This window comes from Sphingomonas zeicaulis, from assembly GCF_050433225.1.
Lineage (GTDB): Bacteria > Pseudomonadota > Alphaproteobacteria > Sphingomonadales > Sphingomonadaceae > Sphingomonas_D > Sphingomonas_D zeicaulis.
This window is the reverse complement of sequence record NZ_JBNPXQ010000021.1, coordinates 1-19608: the sequence shown is the minus strand read 5'-3', so window position 1 is coordinate 19608 and position 19608 is coordinate 1. Positions and strand designations below refer to the sequence as shown.

24 protein-coding genes and 2 pseudogenes are annotated in these 19608 nt (G+C 64.0%); 13 read left to right on the top strand and 13 right to left on the bottom strand.

Annotated elements, in window-relative coordinates; translation table 11 throughout:
- Nucleotides 1-401: IS5 family transposase (locus FHS96_RS29255; RefSeq protein ID WP_429600365.1), on the top strand; the 401-nt coding region annotated here is incomplete at its 5' end.
- A 605-nt stretch (nt 402-1006) separates the two neighbouring features.
- Here FHS96_RS29255 and FHS96_RS29250 read toward each other — a convergent pair.
- From FHS96_RS29250 to FHS96_RS29220, 7 genes and pseudogenes are all read right to left on the bottom strand, one after another.
- The gene (locus FHS96_RS29250) at nt 1007-1429 is read right to left on the bottom strand and encodes a type II toxin-antitoxin system VapC family toxin (RefSeq protein ID WP_429600362.1); all 423 of its coding nucleotides are present in this window, start codon (nt 1427-1429) and stop codon (nt 1007-1009) included.
- Nucleotides 1429-1683, bottom strand: a complete 255-nt coding sequence (locus FHS96_RS29245; RefSeq protein WP_429600359.1) for a FitA-like ribbon-helix-helix domain-containing protein — start codon at nt 1681-1683, stop codon at nt 1429-1431. The genes FHS96_RS29250 and FHS96_RS29245 overlap by 1 nt, the downstream gene beginning before the upstream one ends.
- Before the next feature lie 191 nt (nt 1684-1874).
- Complete coding sequence (locus FHS96_RS29240) at nt 1875-2477, bottom strand: ubiquitin-activating E1 family protein (protein ID WP_429600356.1); 603 nt, start codon at nt 2475-2477, stop codon at nt 1875-1877.
- A 56-nt stretch (nt 2478-2533) separates the two neighbouring features.
- The gene (locus FHS96_RS29235) at nt 2534-2875 is read right to left on the bottom strand and encodes a Mov34/MPN/PAD-1 family protein (protein WP_429600353.1); all 342 of its coding nucleotides are present in this window, start codon (nt 2873-2875) and stop codon (nt 2534-2536) included.
- A gap of 118 nt (nt 2876-2993) precedes the next feature.
- Nucleotides 2994-3149 (bottom strand): annotated as a pseudogene (locus tag FHS96_RS29390) (DUF2016 domain-containing protein); the annotation flags it as partial.
- 97 nt (nt 3150-3246) lie between these two features.
- Nucleotides 3247-3438, bottom strand: coding sequence for a hypothetical protein (locus tag FHS96_RS29225; RefSeq protein WP_429600350.1), 192 nt, complete (start codon nt 3436-3438; stop codon nt 3247-3249).
- Nucleotides 3439-3491: 53 nt separating this feature from the next.
- Nucleotides 3492-3863: a hypothetical protein gene (locus FHS96_RS29220; protein WP_429600347.1), complete on the bottom strand. Its 372-nt coding sequence runs from the start codon at nt 3861-3863 to the stop codon at nt 3492-3494.
- A 68-nt stretch (nt 3864-3931) separates the two neighbouring features.
- Between FHS96_RS29220 and FHS96_RS29215 the strand changes: the two genes are divergently transcribed.
- The 3 genes from FHS96_RS29215 to FHS96_RS29205 all read left to right on the top strand — a co-directional run bounded on the left by FHS96_RS29215 (nt 3932) and on the right by FHS96_RS29205 (nt 5956).
- On the top strand, nt 3932-4366 hold the full coding sequence (locus tag FHS96_RS29215) for a hypothetical protein (RefSeq protein WP_429600344.1): 435 nt from the start codon (nt 3932-3934) through the stop codon (nt 4364-4366).
- A gap of 976 nt (nt 4367-5342) precedes the next feature.
- Nucleotides 5343-5597: a DUF6894 family protein gene (locus tag FHS96_RS29210; RefSeq protein WP_429600341.1), complete on the top strand. Its 255-nt coding sequence runs from the start codon at nt 5343-5345 to the stop codon at nt 5595-5597.
- Complete coding sequence (locus tag FHS96_RS29205; RefSeq protein WP_429600339.1) at nt 5597-5956, top strand: hypothetical protein; 360 nt, start codon at nt 5597-5599, stop codon at nt 5954-5956. The genes FHS96_RS29210 and FHS96_RS29205 overlap by 1 nt, the downstream gene beginning before the upstream one ends.
- A 322-nt stretch (nt 5957-6278) precedes the next feature.
- Here FHS96_RS29205 and FHS96_RS29200 read toward each other — a convergent pair whose 3' ends face one another.
- The 4 genes from FHS96_RS29200 to FHS96_RS29185 form a co-directional block, all read right to left on the bottom strand.
- Nucleotides 6279-6452 carry a hypothetical protein gene (locus FHS96_RS29200; RefSeq protein ID WP_429600336.1) on the bottom strand — a complete coding sequence of 58 codons (174 nt, stop codon included), beginning with the start codon at nt 6450-6452 and terminating at the stop codon, nt 6279-6281.
- Between the two features lie 83 nt (nt 6453-6535).
- On the bottom strand, nt 6536-6838 hold the full coding sequence (locus tag FHS96_RS29195) for a hypothetical protein (protein WP_429600334.1): 303 nt from the start codon (nt 6836-6838) through the stop codon (nt 6536-6538).
- A complete protein-coding gene (locus FHS96_RS29190; protein ID WP_429600331.1) occupies nt 6777-7724 on the bottom strand; it encodes a GNAT family N-acetyltransferase in 948 nt (315 codons plus the stop codon). Before FHS96_RS29190 ends, FHS96_RS29195 begins: the two co-directional genes overlap by 62 nt.
- Nucleotides 7725-7954: 230 nt before the next feature.
- Nucleotides 7955-8851: a DUF7146 domain-containing protein gene (locus tag FHS96_RS29185; protein WP_429600329.1), complete on the bottom strand. Its 897-nt coding sequence runs from the start codon at nt 8849-8851 to the stop codon at nt 7955-7957.
- A gap of 689 nt (nt 8852-9540) precedes the next feature.
- Here FHS96_RS29185 and FHS96_RS29180 point away from each other — a divergent pair.
- Entirely contained in the window at nt 9541-9849 is a 309-nt protein-coding gene (locus FHS96_RS29180; protein WP_429600326.1) for a lipocalin-like domain-containing protein, read from the top strand.
- A gap of 57 nt (nt 9850-9906) precedes the next feature.
- The gene (locus FHS96_RS29175; protein WP_429600323.1) at nt 9907-10329 is read left to right on the top strand and encodes a lipocalin-like domain-containing protein; all 423 of its coding nucleotides are present in this window, start codon (nt 9907-9909) and stop codon (nt 10327-10329) included.
- Between the two features lie 121 nt (nt 10330-10450).
- On the opposite strand, the gene FHS96_RS29170 is transcribed toward FHS96_RS29175, so the two are convergent.
- Nucleotides 10451-11368, bottom strand: coding sequence for a LysR family transcriptional regulator (locus tag FHS96_RS29170; protein ID WP_429600320.1), 918 nt, complete (start codon nt 11366-11368; stop codon nt 10451-10453).
- A gap of 319 nt (nt 11369-11687) precedes the next feature.
- Here FHS96_RS29170 and FHS96_RS29165 point away from each other — a divergent pair, with 319 nt between their 5' ends.
- The 6 genes and pseudogenes from FHS96_RS29165 (at nt 11688) to FHS96_RS29140 (ending at nt 18403) form a co-directional block, all read left to right on the top strand.
- A complete protein-coding gene (locus FHS96_RS29165) occupies nt 11688-13376 on the top strand; it encodes an ABC transporter transmembrane domain-containing protein (RefSeq protein WP_429600317.1) in 1689 nt (562 codons plus the stop codon).
- Nucleotides 13360-14436 carry an efflux RND transporter periplasmic adaptor subunit gene (locus tag FHS96_RS29160; protein WP_429600315.1) on the top strand — a complete coding sequence of 359 codons (1077 nt, stop codon included), beginning with the start codon at nt 13360-13362 and terminating at the stop codon, nt 14434-14436. The genes FHS96_RS29165 and FHS96_RS29160 overlap by 17 nt, the downstream gene beginning before the upstream one ends.
- The gene (locus tag FHS96_RS29155) at nt 14433-15872 is read left to right on the top strand and encodes a TolC family protein (protein WP_429600313.1); all 1440 of its coding nucleotides are present in this window, start codon (nt 14433-14435) and stop codon (nt 15870-15872) included. The genes FHS96_RS29160 and FHS96_RS29155 overlap by 4 nt, the downstream gene beginning before the upstream one ends.
- 71 nt (nt 15873-15943) lie before the next feature.
- Nucleotides 15944-16054, top strand: a pseudogene (locus FHS96_RS29150) (IS481 family transposase); the annotation flags it as partial.
- Nucleotides 16055-16084: 30 nt separating this feature from the next.
- Nucleotides 16085-16408 carry a hypothetical protein gene (locus tag FHS96_RS29145; protein ID WP_429600311.1) on the top strand — a complete coding sequence of 108 codons (324 nt, stop codon included), beginning with the start codon at nt 16085-16087 and terminating at the stop codon, nt 16406-16408.
- Between the two features lie 90 nt (nt 16409-16498).
- Complete coding sequence (locus FHS96_RS29140) at nt 16499-18403, top strand: GGDEF domain-containing protein (protein WP_429600309.1); 1905 nt, start codon at nt 16499-16501, stop codon at nt 18401-18403.
- Between the two features lie 129 nt (nt 18404-18532).
- On the opposite strand, the gene FHS96_RS29135 is transcribed toward FHS96_RS29140, so the two are convergent.
- Complete coding sequence (locus FHS96_RS29135; RefSeq protein ID WP_429600307.1) at nt 18533-18814, bottom strand: hypothetical protein; 282 nt, start codon at nt 18812-18814, stop codon at nt 18533-18535.
- Nucleotides 18815-19234: 420 nt separating this feature from the next.
- On the opposite strand from FHS96_RS29135, the gene FHS96_RS29130 reads away from it, so the two are divergent.
- Nucleotides 19235-19608 (top strand): aldehyde dehydrogenase family protein (locus tag FHS96_RS29130; protein ID WP_429600305.1); only part of this gene is annotated, 374 nt, incomplete at its 3' end.

Sequence of the window (19608 nt, the reverse complement as noted above, 5' to 3'; positions counted from 1 at the left end):
GCCGCAAGCGGCATATCGCAGTCGATACCGATGGCAGGTTGCTGATGGTCAACCTCACCACTGCCGACATCTCCGACAGCGCCGGTGCCCAGACCGTCGTTGCAGCCATCCGCAAGCGCTGGCCCTGGCTCAAACACCTGTTCGCCGATGGCGCCTATGACCGCACCCGCCTCATGGATGCCGCCACCTATCGCGACTTCGTCCTTGAGATCGTGCGGCGCACAGATAAGGAGCCCGGCTTCAGGGTCTTGCCCCGGCGATGGGTCGTCGAGCGAACCTTCGGATGGATGACCAGGTGGAAGCGCCTCGTTCGAGACTACGAACAGCGCCTCGACGTCTCCGAGGCCATGATCCACGTCGCGCTCGGAAGCCTCATGCTGCGAAGGGTCGTCCATCCCTGAGCATTCTCAAACGGACTCTAAAATCAGCGAGCGGCATAGAATGGACATGTCGGATGCGATCGCAGTGTACGATGTACAGTTTAGAGTCAAAACTTATCGCGGTAGCCAATTTCCGATGTCCCGCGGGTTCGTGGTGGATAAACAGCTAAATTGTGCGTGCTATCAAACTTCTAGTTGACTGATCGAAAAAGCGTTCATTTAAGAAAGCGAGCGGCATCGGCGACTTCGGGACGGTCGGCGCGGGCGTAAAGGATGTGACGGCTCATCTTGGTCCCCTGAGATTGTGCCTCGGACTCTTCGTCCTGAGACACAATCCTCTCTCCCTCTCTCCTCTCTTGCGCCGACGGCGGGACCTGGCGCTATCTCAGGAGGGCGTGCGATGGAGCCGTGGTCGAATTGGCGGACAGCGCCTTCCGCGCTGGATAATGCGCTGCGCCCCCCTTCGACACGCGGAAGGCCGGCTTGCCGGAGAAGCGCGCGTGCGGCGCGGAGATGATCGAAGGCGATGGTGAAATTGTGGGCCGCGTCCGCGCTGGCGACGATGCCATCGCCGTGCAGGCCCTAAGCGGCGCAGAAAGCGAACCGCAGGTCAGTAACCCAAAACGTCAATGTGCCGCGTCCCAAGGGACTATGACGTTCAGTCCCGCCGCTCGGAACGGGCTCATGTCGCGTGTTGCGATGATGAAATTGCGGGACGCGGCTATGGCGCCGATATAACCATCGGGCTTGGGGAAGCGCCTGCCTCGCGCCCTGGCCAGCGTAGCCAATTCCGCATAGCGCTTTGCCGCTTCCTCGTCGAAGGGAAGAATCCGGCCAGCATAGAGTCGCTCGGTTCGATCCAAAGAGGCGGCGAGAGAGTCGCGTCGTTTGCCAAAAGGCATCGTCATTATCCCGAACCGCACTTCCGCGAGGGTGATGGAGGTGATGAATAGCGACTCGAATGGCTGCGCATTCAGCCATGCGCGAACAGCAGGCGAGGGTGCCTGCCGCGTCATTTCGGAAATGACGTTCGTGTCCAGAACGACCATCAGTCGAAGCGCATTGGTTCGGCGGGGGTGCTGTCGCGTGCCGCCTCGATCATGGCCGCTTCCTGATCGGTCAGGCCCTGCTCGCCCCAAATTTCCATCATGGCATCACCCATGAGCTTGCGGCCTCCAGGCATGGCCGCTTGTTCGAGGATGTCGCGAATTTCCGCCTCGGTGCTACGTCCGTGCTGGGAAGCACGGAGGCGCAGCGCGCGATGCACTTCTTCGGGCACGTTGCGGATGGTGATGGAGGCCACGGAATTGTTCCTCAATAGGAGTGATTGCATTCTATTAAAATGCAATCACTATGGCAACGACATGTCGATGCATGCCGTATCAGCCGCTCACGGCGATATGCGTGAACAGGTCGCGCGCGGCAGCGGTATCGGCACAGCCTGGCCGCTTGCGAGAATAATGAAGGCACAAGCATGGCCGATCGAGCCGCGGGCTAGCAGGTCGAAGAGGAATGCCAGCGCATGGCTGGCGACGACGCGATTGACGACAGCGACAGGCGCTCGAGCGCTTCGACGACTGAGCAGGACGGCATGTCGTCGTCGGGCAGGCTGTCGTCGGCAAGCTCGGGGAAATAGTCGAGAACGGTCGGGAGACAGTGCTCATTCCTGCCGAAGTTGCGATCTGACAGCCGATCAGGAGCTGACCGTCGGTCGCGTGATTGCCGAGGTCGAGTCAGTAGGTCGGCGGCGACGTGGTCTCCGCGCAGGCAGCCGAGCGCACGCCGCGCAGACGCGGTGTCGACGCAACTGATGAGGATGTCGATATTCTCGACACCGCAGGCCTGCGGCGCGCGGCCATGGAGCGCGCGCCCGGCAAGCCCATGGGCGATGTTGATGCGCTCGACGAGCGTGCGCGCCTCGGAGGCGCCGAGATCGCAGCGGTGGAAGGGCTGGCGGCCAAGATTGGCCTCGCTGACAGTGTCGTCATCGACGACGACGACATCGAGCGACCGCGTCGAAATCGCGCGCAGCGCGGTGTCGAGCGAGGCGAGCTCCCTCGGCATCTGCGCGCCGTTTCCGCCGCAACCGGCGAGCATGACGCGGATTGCGTGGCCGGCGAAGCCGGCAGGGAGAAAGTGACGGGGGGCTGGTGTCAGGCGTCATGATCGTCTCCTGAGAAGAGGCTACGGAGCGGAGGGAACATGCCGGCGGCGCAGAGGCGCCGCACTTTGGATTGTCTCTCGGGATCGTCGATTTGGCCGAAGACGATGGCGATCTTGGTCGCATGGATGTCGTCGGCTTCATCTGTCGCGCTGAAGAAGGCGCGGCCGTGCCCGTGGCTGTGGACATCGCAGACGATGTGCCAGCCTGGCGCGGGTGCCGGTGGGCGATCGACAAGCCGGGGTGGCGTCGTCTCGTCGATCGCGGTATAGTCGATCGTGAATTCGTCCGCGGTATAATTCCAGAGGATGAACGCTGCCGCCTCGTTGGGCAACGCCGCGACGAACTGATCGAGAATGCGCGCGCAGCTCGGCGGGGATGAATTCGCAGTGGAAATCCGCGCGAGGCGCGCCGATGCTGCCATAAAGCAGATAGGCAGCCGGCTTCTGTGCGATCGCGAGCCAGGGGCGGCGGAGGATCAGAATCATGCCATCCTTGCCGACGACAAGGCCGCGCCCCGCCTGCGCGACACGCAGCGCGTCGATCGCGGGCGAGGCGCCGATCGTTGGCACGGGATAGCTTGGCACCGCCGCGACGATCCAGCTCATCCAGACCGTCTTCTCGCCGTCATCCAGCGCGCATGAAGCGAGCGAAGATGTCCTGATGATTCGTCCAGCGCGCGTTGAGTCCTGACCGTGCCGTGGCCTACATGTCGCGCGCGGGAGACGTCGGAACATCTCCGACGATTGGATCGGCGGGAAACGGCGCCCTTATCGTGGCGCCGGTGTTGCGGCCGCCTGCAACGTAGGGCGGGTCGATCATCGCGAAGAGAAGATAGTCGAGCGCCAGCTCCGGATGATCAAGGATCGACGCGCCGAGCACATCGCGGCGCTGCATTGCCAGTTCGTCGGCGAGGCGGGGCGCTGATCGGCTAGCTGCCCGCACCGATATCATCGGTCTCGATATCCGATGCGGAAGCCGTCGACGATGGTCTCGCGTTCGCCGGCGGCAGCATCGCTCCCGGTTGCGCTGTCACCGCGCTGTGCGTCGTCGGCGTCGTCAGTGCCGTCAGCGATCGGCGGCTCGGCGGCCTGATCGCCGACGCGGGTGATCGGCATCTCACTGTAGTAGCGCGGGTCGAGCTGCATCTCGCCCTGCGGCGTCAGGGTGAGAAACGCACCAACATGCGGCCGCAGACCTTCCGGCAGAACCGGCGCACGGTTTTCGATGGCATCGATGTCGTCGGAGGCCCGGTTGGGCTCCTTGACGAAGGCGTCGATCTGGGCGTCACCGAACCCGTTGTGCCGGATCGCCGCGTTCAACTCGTCTTCGCGCGTGCGAAGCTGGGCCAGGCGCGTGGCTTAGCGGTGCGTCGGACTTCGCAAAAGCGATGAACGATCCGCAGCGGTTCCTGCCCTCCTACATCGAGCGCACCGCGGGTTCGATGACGGCGCCGGCGATCGTGGCGTTCGGGACGCGAACGATCGACCCGGTGCAGCGCGATACACTTACACCGCTGGATTACATCAAGGCGCGCATTCCGGGCCTGTCCGGCACCCTGCCGGCGCGGCGGGACGTGTTCGGCCGGCCGGTGGAACTGGAAGGGGCGCTGGTCCTGACTTCCTCTCGCCGATCGCGACGAAGACCGCGCAATGATCCGCTCGTTCGCGAGATGCTCGACATCAATGCCCGCTTCGGGAAGATGCCCCGCCGCCTCCGGGGTTCGACCTCGATCAACCGCGCCGCGCTCGCCCCATGCGCCGGTATGATCTGCCACCCCCGCCGCCGGGGTGCTCAATTGACTGATAATCTGGGCGGTCGATAGATGCGGGTATCCAGCCGGGCCGCTCCACCTAAATCACAGAGGCTCTATCAGGGCGGCGGCGCTTTTGCTCCGTCGCCTTTTTTCATTACGCTTCCGTGATTGCCGTCACGGGAGATCCGGAGTGTTGCGAGTAGGTCGCCGGCAGCCGCCTTCTTTGAGCAGAGGCGGTTAGGCTCGGCGGCGTTCCCACGGCGCCGCCGGGCCGCCCCAGCCCGAGCCGCCGTGGCAGCGCTCGCAGTTAGCGCGGCGTTAATATTCGCTTGAGTACCAGCATTGTGATCGGGCGCCGGTTCTGGTCTGGCGTCGGATTCGTCGGGGGTCTTATCGCAACCGACTGGCGGCGGAGGTCCCCACACTCCGCCGCCGATTTCACTGACCAGAGTCGCGGCTGCCGTTGCCGGCTTTTTCGTCGCGCGCCAGTCGGATGGCTTCCCGCAAATCGTCGGCATGCTGGCGTAGGTGCAACGCGGTTTCATGGTCCATGCACGCAGCTGCCAGCCGCAGGCAGCGCTCCAACTGGCCTAGCAGATCTTGTTCGCGACTCATGCGGTCGAAGTGACAGAAGGAGCCGCTCCAGGCGCCAATATAGGTTGATTTAAGATGCGTTGCCGAGACGGGCGCTCCGGAAACATTGCAGGCGCCAGATCATTGATTGTTCGTCCACGGCGCCCTTCTGCCCCCCTCGCGCTGCGGATGTCATTCGACGCCCGACGGCGGGGCTCCGGCCCTGCATTCCATTTCACGACCGGTCGTTTGCGTGACCACGATCTTTCTCTCCTACAGTGACGACCACAACATATGTGAGGGATTTCCGCGTCGTAGCCCGGCAGTAGGTCGTAGGACCGCTTCGGACCGGGAAGCGGCGGGATTGCTCGGCGGCGTGTGGGGCGCCGCCGAGCCGAACCGCATACGACGCTCGGATCGCCTGTTAACTCATGTATATGCGTCCCGCTCGCTCAACGTGTGAAATTGGGCCATGGCCCGATTCTATCTCCACTTGATTGATGCGAATGACAATTTCCTAGATCCGACAGGGTTTGACGCCGCGAACTCAGAAGCTGCGTTGAAGCAGTGCCGATTTGCCGCCGGTCAGTTGCTCCTCGACGAGATCGTCACCGGTAATGTTCGTGTATCGTTTATGCTGTGCCTCGACGACGCGAGCGGCAACCGGATAGCGACGTTGCCGGTTCAGGCAATGGCTGACCCTATATGGATCAAAAATGAGACGTGATGCTGGCGCCCGAGATCCGCGAGACGCTCGTCCATATGATCGTCGGCCCGGCCGGCGGTGACGAGGCGGCCTGGCGCGCCTTGAGCGGCGTCGGCGGCAAGGGATCAAGCGGGTCGAGCATCAGATGCTGTAGGCTGCGCTGCCTGCTCAACCTTATTTGCCTCGTGATCCGATGCCTCGCGTTCGGTGGGTTCTCGCCACCGGTCTACGCCGCGGATAAGACGGGTGCCGCACCGGGCGCAACCTGTCCAAAAATCTTGGTTATCATGACGGACGCCGCCTCGGTCGGCCTTGTGGCCAAAAACCATACATCTCAGTGCCATGTTGCAATCCCAGTGTCGGCCGAACCGCGTTTGTAGATGAAACGGCGATGGTGTCAGGTTCACGTTGTGTATGGGGGGGGGTAGGCGGCGCTTGTCAACGCCGCCATCCCCTAACCTTCACAGTCGCCAATTCCTGCGGGGCTGACCGCAGCCTGCAGCGGCTGGCTGCCGGCGCCAGATGATTCGCTTGTTTGCGAAGTGCTCACCTGGAGGGCTTGCTCGTACAGCCGAGCAAATCCCCTGTGACGCTCGGCCAGAGCGGGCGTGGGCGAGTTCGCCGCCGCGTCCAAGCTTTCCTTGAGCCGGCGGCGAAGCATTGCCCGATCTTTGTCGGCCCAGTCGCCGGATGGAGACTGACTCAATCTGCGAGCGACAATTCGTCGGCGCCAGATGCGATCCGCATCATGCCGATCCGAGACTCGTAAGCCTTAGCCATCGCGTTGTGAGATGCACGGCTGCATGAATCCGGCGCCGCCTGCGCCATCATCAGCGAAACCTGCTGGCGGTGATATAGATAATTTAGGTCGTCCATCAGACGCTCCTCATGGAGCGAGCAAGAGCAAAGCGAATCTCTCAACCGGGCGCAGCTCGGGGTTTGACCGCCGGTGATCCTCTCTAGCATATTACGGCCAGCAATGTGGCATGGATACTGGCGGTCCCGGTGAGATCGGCACTTTCACCCCCTTCACGCGGGCAGGCAGCGCCATCGCTGTCATGGACGATGCGGCCGAGCCAGGAGCGTCCATCGGCCGCGGCGACGCGCCTGACGCTGCTGGAGCCCTTGAGCAACGACCAGATCGGCAGCAACAGGCCGGTGGCGATCCGGATATGCTCGCGGTGGAGCGTGTTGGCGGCTTCATCGGCCTCGGCGGTCGACAAGGTGATGAAGTCGTCGCGGCCGATCGGCTCCCACGCCATCTCCTGCATCGCGAGCGCGCAATGGTAGTCGCTGCGCGCGGGCCGCATCATCTCGAAGCGCTGGATGAGCGTCCCGTCGCTCTCTTCCATCAGCGAGCGCGCGGGCATCCGCAGCGCGACCCTGTGCGACTGGGTGTTGAACATCGTCGTCGCACCCTCGATTGTGTCGGCAAGCCGCGTGATGCGTTCGGCTGGCGCCGGCCACCCGGTCGGTGCACAGGACGACATCTTCGAGGATCCTGGCTTCCTCGACGATCATCGTCTCGACGGCGACATCGAGCGTGCCGGCCTCGCGTGCGGCGCTGACGCGGGTTTCGACCACCGAATGGAATTCGTCGAAAATCGCGTTCTGCAGGCCGATCGGCAGCGCAAGGAGGCGGTTCAGCCACCGCTGGATCGGCGGTAGGTCCTCCTTGAGCACGAGGGGCGACCTCAGAAAGCCGTGGCGCTCATAGAAGATGGCGGCCGCTTCATCGATCGCATGCGCAACGACGGCGCGCACACCGGCGATCTCCGACGCGGCGAGGCACCGGCGCAAGGCATCTGCGAGCAGATCCGTACCCGCCCCCATGCCCTGATATCTGGCATCCACGGCGAGCCGTCCCAGCAGGAGCAACGGCACCTGATCGGGCTGTCCGCGGCGCAGCCGCGCGCTGGGCAGCACCGCCCGCTGTTCCATCGCGGTCGTAATCGCATGATAGCCCACGACCACATCGGGCCTGTCTGCAGTGCAAATCACACAGGTCCGCGCCGACAACCCTTCACTGGCAAGCGCCCGGCTCCGCGACCACTCATCGAGCGAGGGATGCCGTCCATGGTCTAATCCATCGACGATATGCTGCGCGCCAAGGCGCTGGGGCGCGATGAACACGGCGCTCTTCGCCATGATGCCAGCGCTCTCAGCGCTCCCAGGCCGGCTTGCGTGCCATCAGCGCGATCAAGGCCTCGGATGGAGCCGGCGGCGCATCGAGCAGCGCGATGAAACGGTCATGGGAGCATCGAGAGCGTGGCCGGGTCCAGTATCGCGTTGCAAAAGCCGAGGACCAACGCCTGGATACAGATGCGCGAGCGAGTCGACGAAGCGGTCATCGGGATCTCTGGGAGGGCCCGCACAATTCATGCGGCGTCTCCTCCCCAATTCCCGGTCCTCTTCGCCTGACGCCTCGCGTCAGGGGCACGGCTTTGGGCGTCGAGCACATCCGCCCAGTGGCCGAAGTGGCGCGGTGGCGGACAGCGTTCAATGCTCAGGTCGGTCCGGCTGTTTCGCTCGATGACGCGTGTGCCGGCGGCGCGACCCGGTCCATCATTGTCCTCAGCGATGAGCAGTCGCGTGATGCGGCTAGGAGAGATGATCTTGTCCAGTCGACCGCCTAAGGCCGCCCAGCACGGCATATCGTGGAGGACCGTGAACGCGTGCGCCGTCTCGAAGCCCTCAGCGATTGCCAGCGTGTCGCGCGGGCGTCCGCCCTGCCAGGCCCCGGCAGCGGGATGTCCCAGCATGGCCTTGCGGGTGTAGCGGGCGGTGAGAGGATCGAGAAAGACCCGCTGCAGCGCCACGAGTTGCGCCCGTTCATGCACCGCCACGAGTAGCGCCGGCAGGAAGACCGTGTGCGGCCTCGGGTGCAGCGGGCAGCGCGGGTGAAAGCGGAGGTCTGGCGGGATATCGTCGAAGTGCCGATGGCGTAGGTAGCGCTCGGCGAGCGTTCCGCGGACGTCATGCGCTTCATTCCACAGCCGCTGGATGTTCGCGCGCCGCGGCGCCGCGGAGGCTGGCGGTGGTGCGGCGTTCGGGACGATACGGACTCGCGACAGTTCGCGCAGCACGTCGTCAGGAGCGCAGCCTGCAAAGCAGTGGACCAGCATCCCATGGCCGCCCTGGCGGAGCGACAGGCTGGGTTCGCTGTCCGCATGCGCCGGGCAGCGACACATCGCGGTGCGACCATGCCATGTGCCGCCCAGTGGCTGGACGAGATCGGCGAGTTCCTGGGTGGGTGGGTTGGCGATCAGCGACATGACAATCCTCTTCGCGAAGGACGTGCCTGCTCCCCGCGTGCCATGACACTGCCTCGAGGCAGCACCCTGGGTGGCGAATGATCAGGCCAAAGGATGCCGCCGGGAGGAAGCCGGGGTGGCCACGCCGAAGCGGGGCGACGGATGGTGGGGCGCACCTTGTTTCCATTGGGAAGCGCCCTGCTGCAGCTTTTCACCAGGTCCGGAGGAGACCGCATCGCAAACGGCGCGATCCCTTCCCGGCGGCAACACCACCCTTCCCTCTTTCCTCCATATGCAGACGCGGCGCAGCCGCGGGACCGCACCGTGGCCACACCTTAGCCGGGTCAATCAGCGGCGCTGACAATCAAGCGTCAGCAGCCAAGGCGGCGCTCCGCCAAAGCGCTTGGACCAGCGAATGTACTCTGTACGCGGCTTCGCTACGGGACACTCGCTGCGGTCGCGGTCGCCTTGACCACCGCCGCTGCTGTGACCGCTGCGGTCACCAGCCGACCCGCGACTGCACGCGCCGCCATACAGTCGGTGAGAGAAGATTGGTGAAGCGGTGGCTGGCAGCGCCCCTTGCCCTGGTCACGGCGGGCGTCACCGCGGCACCGACGTCGATGCACCACCCCGCCATCCGCCCCGGCGTTACGCTGAGCTTCCCTCAGGACCATGGCGCGCACCCGGCTTTCCGGACTGGGTAGTGGTATGTGACAGGCTGGCTGCGAACGGCCGCCGACGATCCGCTGGGCTTCCAGGTGACCTTCTTGCGGACGCGGCCGGCGGCGGACGAGGGCAATCCCAGCCGGTTCGCCGCGAAGCAACTGCTGTTCGCGCACGCCGCCCTGTCCGACCCGCGGGTCGGTGCGCTCCCGCACGGCGTGGGCGCTGCGCGACTGGCGGCTTGGGCGGACATCTGGCGGACGCCGGACAGCGACCGTCAGGGCCGAAGCCTTTGCGCTGGCGCTCGACTTTGCGCCGACGCTGCCGCCTTAGCTCCAGGCCATGGCCGGCTATAGCCGCAAGGGGCCGCAGCGGGGGATGCCAGCCAATATTATTCGATCCCGCATCTGCGCGTGAGCGGCACAGTTTTGCGCAGCGCGGCGCGAATGACGGGAGAGGCGTGGCTCGATCGCGAATCGTCCTCCACCTATCTAACCCGCGACGCGCAGGGGTGGGACTGGACGGGGCTTGATTTCGACGACGGTCGCGCGTTGATGGCGTTTCGCATCCGGCGTGACGACGGCACGACACTTTGCGCCGGCGGTTGGATAAGCAGTTGCGACGGGCGGATCACTGCCCTTGAGCCCGGCGATGCCTCGTTCCGGACGCTGCGGCGATGGCGCAGGGCAGCGACGGGCGCGATCTATCCCGTCGAGCAGCTACTCAGCGTCCGCCTGCCCGGCGGCGTTACCCGCTTTCCACTGCGGCGGATGTTCCACGCGCAGGAACTCGATGGCCAGCGTACCGGCCGCTGGTCTATTGGGAAGGTGCGGTAGAGGCGCGCCGGGGCCGGCGGTATCTCGAGCTCACCGGCTACGCACGGCCTCTCAGAATGCAGGGTTTCGAGGCAAACGGAGGGGCGAAGTGCGCCTTCACACGCCGGATGGCACCGCCTGCCTATACGGCTGTGATGGGATCAAGAATGCGACGCGCGCTTTGTTGAACATGGTCCGCGATCAGACGGAACGCGGCATCCATCGATGACTGCTTGCGCCAAGCCATCGCGATCGATCGGTGCCGGCGCCAGCCGCGGACCATCAGCACCTTGAGACCCACCGACCCGCCGACGTCAGACTTGAGGTAGAGGCTGGGCAGCACGCTCAAACCCAGTCCGCTGGCAACCATCTGGTGAAGGCTGTCGAGGCTGGTGCCATAATAGTCAGGTGCGATCTTCATGCCATAGGACTCAGCGATCTCCGCCGCCTGCTTGGCAAAGTGATGCCGGGGATCGAGCGATAGCAGAGAGTAGTTCACAAGCATGTCGCCCGAAATCTGATCGTTCGCCGCCAGTTGATGATCGAGCGCAGCGACGAGGTGGAGCGGTTCGCGAAACAGCGGTTCGATAGTCAGGTCGTCGCCGGCGATCGGCATCGGGCCGAGCACCACGTCTACGTTGCCGCGTGAGAGCTCGAGGATCTGATCATCGGGTATGCCCTCGCGGACATGCAGTCGCAATCCGGGTGCGACACGGTGCAATTCGGCAATGATCGGAGACAGGAGATAAGGGCCGAGGGTCGGCGTGGTGGCGAGCCTGAGCGTGCCGGCCACGCTGGTCGATGAGTGCGCCGCCAACGCTGCGATCTCCCGCGCATCGCCCAGCATCCGGCGTGCGGTCGCCACGATGCTGCGGCCGATCGGCGTCAGGACCGCGCCGCCGGGGCCGCGATCGAGCAGCTTCACGCCGAGACGATCTTCGAGCGCCCGAACCTGCTGGCTGAGCGCAGGCTGCGTGACATGCGCGATGCGCGCCGCCTCTACGAAGGACTGCGTATCCGCGATCGTCACGAGATATTCGAGCTGTCGCAGCGTTGGCATCGCGCATTATAACCATAGCCTATGGCTGAGCGGCAACGCTTTCGATTGGGCTCCGGCCTTCATCGACCGTAGCTGAACGCGTCTCGGCAACGCGCGAAAGTATGCCTCAACCTATGACCAAGCTTTCGCTCAACAACCTGTTTGCCACCGCAAGGCGGCGGCCACGGAACCGAGCTGGCAGGATGGGACAGGCGCCGCAGATCAGCCGGCGCGCCGGGCATGGCCGGTCGGCGGCAGTGGGCTGGAGACCCGCGCCGGCACTCGACATCGCCGCCTTGTCGATCAGGCGTCGCTAAAGGCACGGGGGAAGGAACCGGCATTGGCAGCGACACGATTGGGATTTCGGGATGCGGCCGAATGGATGACGCAGGTCATCGGGCCGGACGCCGCCTATGTCAGGCTTGGCGTGGTTTACACTGTGGCGATCAGCCTGCTCGCGCTGGCGACGCCGATCTCGGTTCAGTTGCTGATCAACAGCGTCGCCAACACCGCCAAGCCAGCGCCGTTGTGGGCGCTGTCGATCGTGCTGTTCGTCTTGCTGCTTATCGTGGCAGGGCTCAGTGCGCTGAGGGTGTGGATCATGGCCGCCTTCGAGCGCCGGGTCTTCGCGCGGGTCGTGGCGGAAGTCACGGTGCGTGCCGTGCACGCCCAGAACCCGTTCTTTGCGGATACGGACCGGACAGCAATCTTCAATCGCTTCTTCGATCTGGTTATCGTTCAGAAGGCGGTGCCCAGCCTCGTCATTGGCGGCTTCACCATCGTCCTGCAGGCGATCGTCGGGCTTACGATCACCAGCTTCTACCATCCCTTCTTTCTCGCCTTCAATATCGTCCTCGTCATCGCCATCCTGCTGATCTGGCTGTTCGGCCGGCGCGGCGCGATCACGGGGGCCGTCGGCCTCAGTCATGCGAAGCACAATGCGGCGCGCTGGCTCGAGAGCGTCGGCGGCTCAAACGGGTTCTACAAGTCGGCGCGGCACCTCGATTTCGCGATGGACCGATCGGAAACGTTCACAGCGTCCTACGTCGACGCGCACCGGCGCTATTTCCGATATCATTTCGCCCAGACCGTCGCGTTCCTGCTGATCTATGCGCTCGCAAGCGCTGCGTTGCTGCTGCTGGGCGGTATGCTCATTCTCCGGGGGCAGCTTTCGCTCGGCCAGCTGGTTGCGGCGGAGCTCATCCTTTCGGGCGTATTCTACGGTATCTCGCAGCTCGGCTGGTACCTCGACACGTTCTACGATCTCGTGGCCAGTTCCGAAGAGCTGTCGCTGCTGTTCGACATACCGCAGGAGCCGTCGGTACGCAGCGACCAGGGGCCCCGCGATGGTTCCGTCAAGCTTACCGATGTCACGTTCGACGGCGCCCGGTTCGACCTGTCGATCGGTGCCGGCGAGCAATTGGTGGCGGTCGGCGCAGCGGGGGCGGAGCGTCGTCTGGCATTGCTGCTGAAACGACACGCACAGCCGGACCGCGGGCTCATCCGGATCGGCGGCGCAGAGTTGGGGGCGCTCGACATGTACCGTCTGCGCTCGGACGTAATGGTGGTCGACCGTCCGACGATTGTCGAGATGACGATCCGCGAATATCTGAGGCTCGCCGGCGGGCATGATGCGGGCGATGCGATGGCGGCACTCGCCGCGGTTGGACTGGAAAGGCGCATCGCCAGCCTGCCGAAGGGGCTGGATACGCTCCTCGCGTCCTCGGGCTATCCGCTCAGCGTCGGCGAGACGATGGCGCTGAAGCTCGCCAATGCATTGCTGGTACGCCCGAAGCTGCTGCTTCTCGGCCAGTTGTACGACCTGCTGCCGACGGAGCGGCTCATGGCGGCGATGCGCCTGCTGAAGGGCGATGACACCACGGTGCTGCTTTTCACCGGGCGGCCGGAGGACCTGGAACTGGACGGTGTTCTCTCAATGGGGCTCACGGTGCAAAACCGCTTCGCCTCGCTCGCGGATCTTGTGATCGCCACGCCGGAAGAGGGGAGCGGCGATGCCGTACCGGCCTGAACATCTCGTGCACTTCCGCACCTTGGCGACGCTCAAGCCCCCGCGCGTGGGCGTCGTCGTCGCGTGGCTCATCGCACTTGGCCTGGCCGTCGGCGTCGCCATCCTTCTTCTCGTGCCATGGCTCCAGACCGCACAGGGCCAGGGGCAGGTCGTCGCGCTGGATCCCGGCGACCGCGCGCAGGACGTGACCGCCTTGGTGCCCGGGCGGGTCGAGCGCTGGTATGTCCAGGACGGGCAGCATGTTCATCGTGGCGACCCGATCGCACGCATCATCGATCTTGATCCCAATCTCCTGTCGCGGCTCGCCGCCGAGCGCGCGCAGGTCGAAGCGGAAATCGCGGCCGTGCGGCAGGCGCAGGCGGTGGCTTCGATCGATGTCGGCCGCACGCGCCAGCTTCTCGCCGAAGGTCTGGCCGCACGGCGCGATTATGAGCAGGCGCAGATCAAGGTTGCTGACGCTGCCGCCAAGCTCGCCGAGTCGCGCGCCAAGCTCAATCGCATCGACGTCCAGCTTAACCGGCAATCGGCGCAGCTGGTTCGTGCGCCGCGCGACGGTCGCGTGCAAAGCCTCAACGCGGCGGCGGGCGGTGCGCTGGTTTCGGCCGGGACGACCCTGGCAACGATCGCGCCCGAACGCGTCGAGCGCGCCGTCGAACTGCTCATCGATGGCCGCGACGTGCCGTTGCTGCGGCCCGGCCGTCCGGTCAGGCTCGAGTTCGAAGGCTGGCCAGCCATACAGTTCAGCGGCTGGCCCTCGATCGCATATGGCTATTTCGATGGCCGCGTGCGGACCATCGATGCCACGGCGAATGCACAGGGGTTGATCCGCATTCTGGTTGAGCCCGCGCACGGCAAGCCCGCATGGCCCGACCTCCGGTTTGTCAGGCTGGGCGGCAAGGTTCAGGGCTGGGTACAAGGCGAAACCGTCACGGTCGGCTATGAACTGTGGCGCCAGCTGAACGACTTCCCCCTCGAGTTCGGTCAGGTTGTGACAGGCGGGGGCGAGGCGGCGCCGGAGGACAAGGACAAGGTTGCGGCGAAGGCGGGCAAGGCGAAATGATCCGGGTTCTGATCGCGCTGTCCTGCCTGCTTGGGCCGCCCACGGCCGCTTATTCCCAACTGCCGGATGCGGCAGCCCAGCCGGTGCCTGTCGCCGGTGCGCTGACACTGGAGGAGGTCTTGCGCGCCTCTGCCCGCGCAGCGCCGCAGATCGTCGAGGCCCTGGCAAAGGTACGGGCGGCAGAGGGGCGCGCCATCACCGCCACCGGTGCATTCGACACGGTGTTCGATGTGGAGGGGCGCTCGCGCGCGCTCGGCTATTATGACGGGACGGTCGTGGCTGGCCGCGCGACGCGGCCGCTCAGCGACAATGGCGGCTATGTCTACGGCGGCTACCGGGCCAGCCGCGGCAGCTTCCCCGTCTATGAGGAGGAGAACTACACAAGTCGCCTCGGCGAGATGAAGATCGGTGCGCTGTACGCGCTTCTCCGTGACCGACTGGTCGACGAGCGCCGGACACGTCGCACATTGGCCAGCGGCGACATCGACATCGCGCGCTTCGAGCGGGAAGCGGTAGCGATCGGCGTGCAGCGCCGGGCGGTGGATGCGTACCAGAACTGGGTTGCTTCAGGCCTCAGGCTGAAAGCCTATCGCGACCTGCTCGATCTTTCCGAGCGGCGGCGGGGTGGCTTGTCCCGCCAAGTGGAACTCGGCGCGCGGCCCGAAATCCTGCTGGCCGAAAATGATCAGAACCTCGTGCGTCGCCGCGCGCTCGTCATTCGTGCCGAAGGCGATTTCCGGGCCGCCGCGAACGCGCTGTCACTCTACTACCGCAACGAGACCGGCGAACCGCTGCTAGTCGGACCCGAACGCCTCCCGCGCGGGCTCGATGCCCTCGCCGGCGTTGCCAGTGCAGCGGATTCGGAGTTTGCCCACCGGCGGCCCGATGTTCAATCGCTGCTCGCCCGCATCGATCAGGGGACTGCCCGCCTCGCGCTGGCCGAGAACGAACTCCGGCCGCGACTGGATCTGCGGGGGGAGGTTGGTAAGGATGTCGGCGAGGAGGTACCCGGCGGCCGTTCTCGCAACGAGCTCGAAGCGATTGTGGGCTTTCGTTTCTCGTTGCCGCTGCAGAACCGGGCGGCGCGCGGGCGGGTGGCGGAAGCACGTGCGGAGATCGACGCACTGCAAGCACGCCGCCGCTTCCTGCGCGATCAGATTGCGGTCGAGGTGGACGGCATCAATATCGGTGTCGATGCTGCTGAACGCCTAGCCGCCATTGCCGAGCAGGAGCGCCAGCTCGCCGAACGACTTGCCGCCGCGGAACGCCGTCGCTTCGAGCTGGGATCGAGCGATTTCTTCCTGGTCAATCAGCGCGAGGAGACTGCGACGGACGCGCGAGTCCGGCTGATTGACGCCCAGGCCAGGATCGCTGCCGCGCGCGCCGAACTGGCGGCCGCCACCGCGGATCGGAGGGCGCTCGGCCTCGACCGATGACGTCGCAGAATCAGTCTGGCCGTTTGCAACCTAACCTCCTTACGCTCGCAAACTATATCTGACGCTGCAACAAGAGGATGCGGGGGCTCACACCCTACGAAGCCATCTGCAAAGCGTGGCAAACCGAGCCTGCTCGCTTCACCTCAAATCCGCACCACCAACCTCCGGGACCAAACATCTAGAGCTGGCTGGCGGGCTGGTTCGAAGCACTGGTGGACCACCTGCGTGCCGTTCTGCGCCTGGCTGCGGGACATGCCGCCGAACCCGGCCTCGCGATGATCGACAGCCGGACGTTGTGCTCCACGCTCTGGAGCGAGCGGACCGGTGATGACGGGGGCAAGCGCAAGAAGGGATCGAAACTCCACATGGCGGTCGACACGATTCCAGGGCGCATCGTGCCGCTTCCTTCCCGTTCTGCCGCGGGAAATTCACATTCATTCTCATTTTGCAAATGGCCGATTGCACTCCGCAACGCTCATCGCGACATAAGAACGAAAGGTGGCGTGGTCTTGCTGACCGTATCAAATGCGCCATGATATGCTCTGTCGGTGGGACGCGCTCCGCCTGATGGATTGCGATATCAGCCTTCTTGTTGCCCTGACCAGGAATGTCCCGCGGGGGGAAGAATGGAGAGAATTGTTCGTCGATCGCTGCCGATCGCGGTCCGAGCGTCGATCACGTTGTCAGTTATCATCGGCGCCCTGTTCATCGCATCGGGTATCGCGGCGTACTACGACATAAGCCGGCAGACGGCTCGGGAATCGCTTGAACGACTGAACAGCTACAGCGCGCTGATCGCTGCGACCCAGGAAGCTCGGTTCCGCCGGCTGACGAACGCACATAAGCATGCAGTTCAACTGCTCCACGCTGAATTCGCAACGAGGGACACTACTGCCGACCATCGCGAGTTCGATCGGCTGTATCCCAAGGACGAGCAGGGAACGCGTCATAGCGCCGACGGGCTATATGACGGCGCTGGCACGTCGCTCGGCTATATTCGCGGGATCGGAGCATATATCGGTCGGCCGGCAAATCCGCGTCAGGCGTCGCTGATCCTGTCCGCGACACGCGTGGCGCACGCGATCGGCGAAGGCATCCGGCCCGACTTGAAAAGTCTCTACTTCTTCACGCCTGACAACGCGCTTGTGATGTTTGCGCCGGACCGCCCCGACAGACTCATGTTCTATCGAAAGACAGCACCCGCGGATTTGGACTTCCAGCAAGAGGCATTTGCCCGCATCAGCACGGTGGCAGCAAATCCGACGCGCACGACGAAATGCACGCCCCTTGTGCCTATTCTGTACGATCGGTCCGGCCGCACATGGACGACAGGCTGCATGACGCCGTTCGATGTCGATGGTCGTCATCTCGGAACCTGGGGGACGAGTGTCATGCTGCAGGATCTGCTTTCGGCAGGTGAACTGGCAGGCCCTCCCCGAACCGATGTCATCCTCATTTCGTCGGAAGGAATGTTGATCCGCCATCCCGATATGACCCGTCAGGGTAAACTCGTGCCTGAGCGTCTGTTGGATCTCAAGATGACGCGCCAACCCGAACTGGCGGCACTATGGGCACTGACCAGGCAACACGGAGGCTGGTTCAGCGGCCATGTGTTGGACCTTCACGCGCTTGTTTCGATGCGCCGCATTCAAACAACTGGATGGTATGTCATCGTCAAGCAGGACGATGCCGTGCAGCGGGTGGCGGCTAATCGCGCGCTTCTGCGCGTCGGTATCACGGCTGCGCTATGTCTGCTCCTGCAGGCTATCATCGTTTCCGTGCTGCTTCGGCGTCACGTCGGGCGACCGTTGCGGCAACTGACGCAGCGTGTGCGCAGCTTCGCTGCGACAGCTGCGGACCAGGTAGCGGAGATTTCGGCGCCCATTCGATTCCGGGACGAAGTGGACCAACTTAGCCTTGATTTCAGGCGCATGGCGGCTCGCCTCGTCGACGCCCACGAAAATCTCGAGCGGCAAGTGGCAGATCGAACAGAGCAACTCCGCCTCGTAAACGCAGAACTCGTCAAGGCGGCAGAGACGGATATGCTTACCGGGATACCGAATCGCCGATGGATGCTTCGCGAAGTCGAATTGTGGTTGGCGCACAAAGAATTTAGACACCTCTATATGCTAATCATAGACATAGATCATTTCAAGCAAGTCAACGATACATTCGGCCATCAGGCAGGTGACGCGCTGCTTGCCGAAGTTGCGCAGGACGTGCGTGCATCGCTGCGTAAGCACGACATCTTCGGGCGCCTGGGCGGCGAGGAATTCATTGCCATGATCGAAGCCGCGGATCTCGGCGAGGCGATCGCCTCGGCAAATCGTGTTAGGGCAGCGGTTGCGGAGAAGGAGCGTTCATTTGCTTCGGGCGCAGATGTCCGCGTTACGATTAGCATAGGCTTGGCCGCCGCTTTCGACGGCGCGACGTTTTCAAGTCTTTATGCCTCAGCAGATCATGCACTTTATGAGGCAAAGCGTTTAGGGCGTAATCGATGTGAAGTTTCAGTAGCCCCCTTTAAGAATTAAGGTTCTTAAAAGACAATTTATAGAAAATCGCTATGTGTTTGAGACTCAACTTATTGCATTGCGGCCGCGCCTCGCTTCCTTCAGCACTGCGCCCAGTCAAGCCTGGAGAGGCCCGAGCTTCGGTAGCCGTTACCTCCCACCGGTGACGTATCCGCCTCCGGTGCCCTTGTGCGGCATAGGCAGGTCTCGCGCTGTCGCCATGATGGCCTCCATCGACATGTGCTCGCGCCGGCGCTGGTCCACGACTGCCTCGATACTGCTCGGGTCTCGATCCTCGGTGAGTGCCTGCGGACATTCTGAGAGGACTATCACGACCGCATCAGCACCTTCCATCTCAGGGGGACCGCATCGGCGAACCAGCCCGGCAAAGTGCGCCATGTGCAGGATCGCGAGATTGCCGGCGACGGTCACCGGTGGATCTGGAAGGCCGGCGAAGGCGAGCTCGATCTCAACGGCGTTATTGCCTGCTCAAGAGGCACGCCTTCAAGGGCTGGGTGATGATCGAACATGACGGCTCGCCCGACCTGCTCGCCTCAATGGTGCTCATCCGGTATTATCTCGATGCGGGGCTGCGTCCGATCTACGGTTGATCAAGTCCGGCGCAACGCTCACTCGGCGTCAGCATGTCGGCGTGGGGCGATTGTGCCACCTAAAAAAGGCGCAACCATTTACCTCGCGTTATACTCAGCGTTCTAGCGGCGAGCTGCAAGTCGGCGCGCGCTTCGGGCTAAACAGGACGGCTGCTGCGACCAAAGGTCTAATTGCCGCCCCCTCCCCCCACCTTCATGATCGCCGGGAAGCTTAACCAGCTCGCGCTACACGGAGAGAGAGATGCTGCAGCAAGCCATCGACGGTCTGGCGGGAAAGAGCCTGATCCGTGACCGTTATGACAATTTCATCGGCGGCGCCTGGGTCGCGCCGTCGCGTGGCGCTTATTTCGCCAACGTGTCCCCCGTCAGCGGCGAGGTCGTCTGCAAGGTCGCCCGCAGCAGTGCCGAGGATATCGAGTTGGCCCTCGATGCGGCGCATGCGGCGAAGGCCGGCTGGGGCGAAACCTCGGCGGCCGATCGTGCGGGCGTGCTGCTGAAGATCGCGCAGCGAATGGAGGAAAATCTCGATCTGCTGGCGATGGCCGAGACGATCGACAACGGCAAGCCGATCCGCGAGACCACCGCAGCCGACATCCCCCTCGCAATCGACCATTT

Excerpts from the sequence above, each read along its gene's own strand:
- FHS96_RS29205 (WP_429600339.1), top strand. The coding sequence starts at position 5,597 with ATGCTGGCGCCCGAGATCCGCGAGACGCTCGTCCATATGATCGTCGGC.
- FHS96_RS29200 (WP_429600336.1), bottom strand. The coding sequence starts at position 6,452 with ATGGACGACCTAAATTATCTATATCACCGCCAGCAGGTTTCGCTGATG.
- FHS96_RS29210 (WP_429600341.1), top strand. The coding sequence starts at position 5,343 with ATGGCCCGATTCTATCTCCACTTGATTGATGCGAATGACAATTTCCTA.
- FHS96_RS29250 (WP_429600362.1), bottom strand. The coding sequence starts at position 1,429 with ATGGTCGTTCTGGACACGAACGTCATTTCCGAAATGACGCGGCAGGCA.
- FHS96_RS29215 (WP_429600344.1), top strand. The coding sequence starts at position 3,932 with ATGAACGATCCGCAGCGGTTCCTGCCCTCCTACATCGAGCGCACCGCG.
- FHS96_RS29185 (WP_429600329.1), bottom strand. The coding sequence starts at position 8,851 with ATGTCGCTGATCGCCAACCCACCCACCCAGGAACTCGCCGATCTCGTC.
- FHS96_RS29225 (WP_429600350.1), bottom strand. The coding sequence starts at position 3,438 with ATGCAGCGCCGCGATGTGCTCGGCGCGTCGATCCTTGATCATCCGGAG.
- FHS96_RS29190 (WP_429600331.1), bottom strand. The coding sequence starts at position 7,724 with ATGGCGAAGAGCGCCGTGTTCATCGCGCCCCAGCGCCTTGGCGCGCAG.
- FHS96_RS29195 (WP_429600334.1), bottom strand. The coding sequence starts at position 6,838 with ATGGCGTGGGAGCCGATCGGCCGCGACGACTTCATCACCTTGTCGACC.
- FHS96_RS29155 (WP_429600313.1), top strand. The coding sequence starts at position 14,433 with ATGATCCGGGTTCTGATCGCGCTGTCCTGCCTGCTTGGGCCGCCCACG.
- FHS96_RS29170 (WP_429600320.1), bottom strand. The coding sequence starts at position 11,368 with ATGCCAACGCTGCGACAGCTCGAATATCTCGTGACGATCGCGGATACG.
- FHS96_RS29240 (WP_429600356.1), bottom strand. The coding sequence starts at position 2,477 with ATGCTCGCCGGTTGCGGCGGAAACGGCGCGCAGATGCCGAGGGAGCTC.
- FHS96_RS29160 (WP_429600315.1), top strand. The coding sequence starts at position 13,360 with ATGCCGTACCGGCCTGAACATCTCGTGCACTTCCGCACCTTGGCGACG.
- FHS96_RS29140 (WP_429600309.1), top strand. The coding sequence starts at position 16,499 with ATGGAGAGAATTGTTCGTCGATCGCTGCCGATCGCGGTCCGAGCGTCG.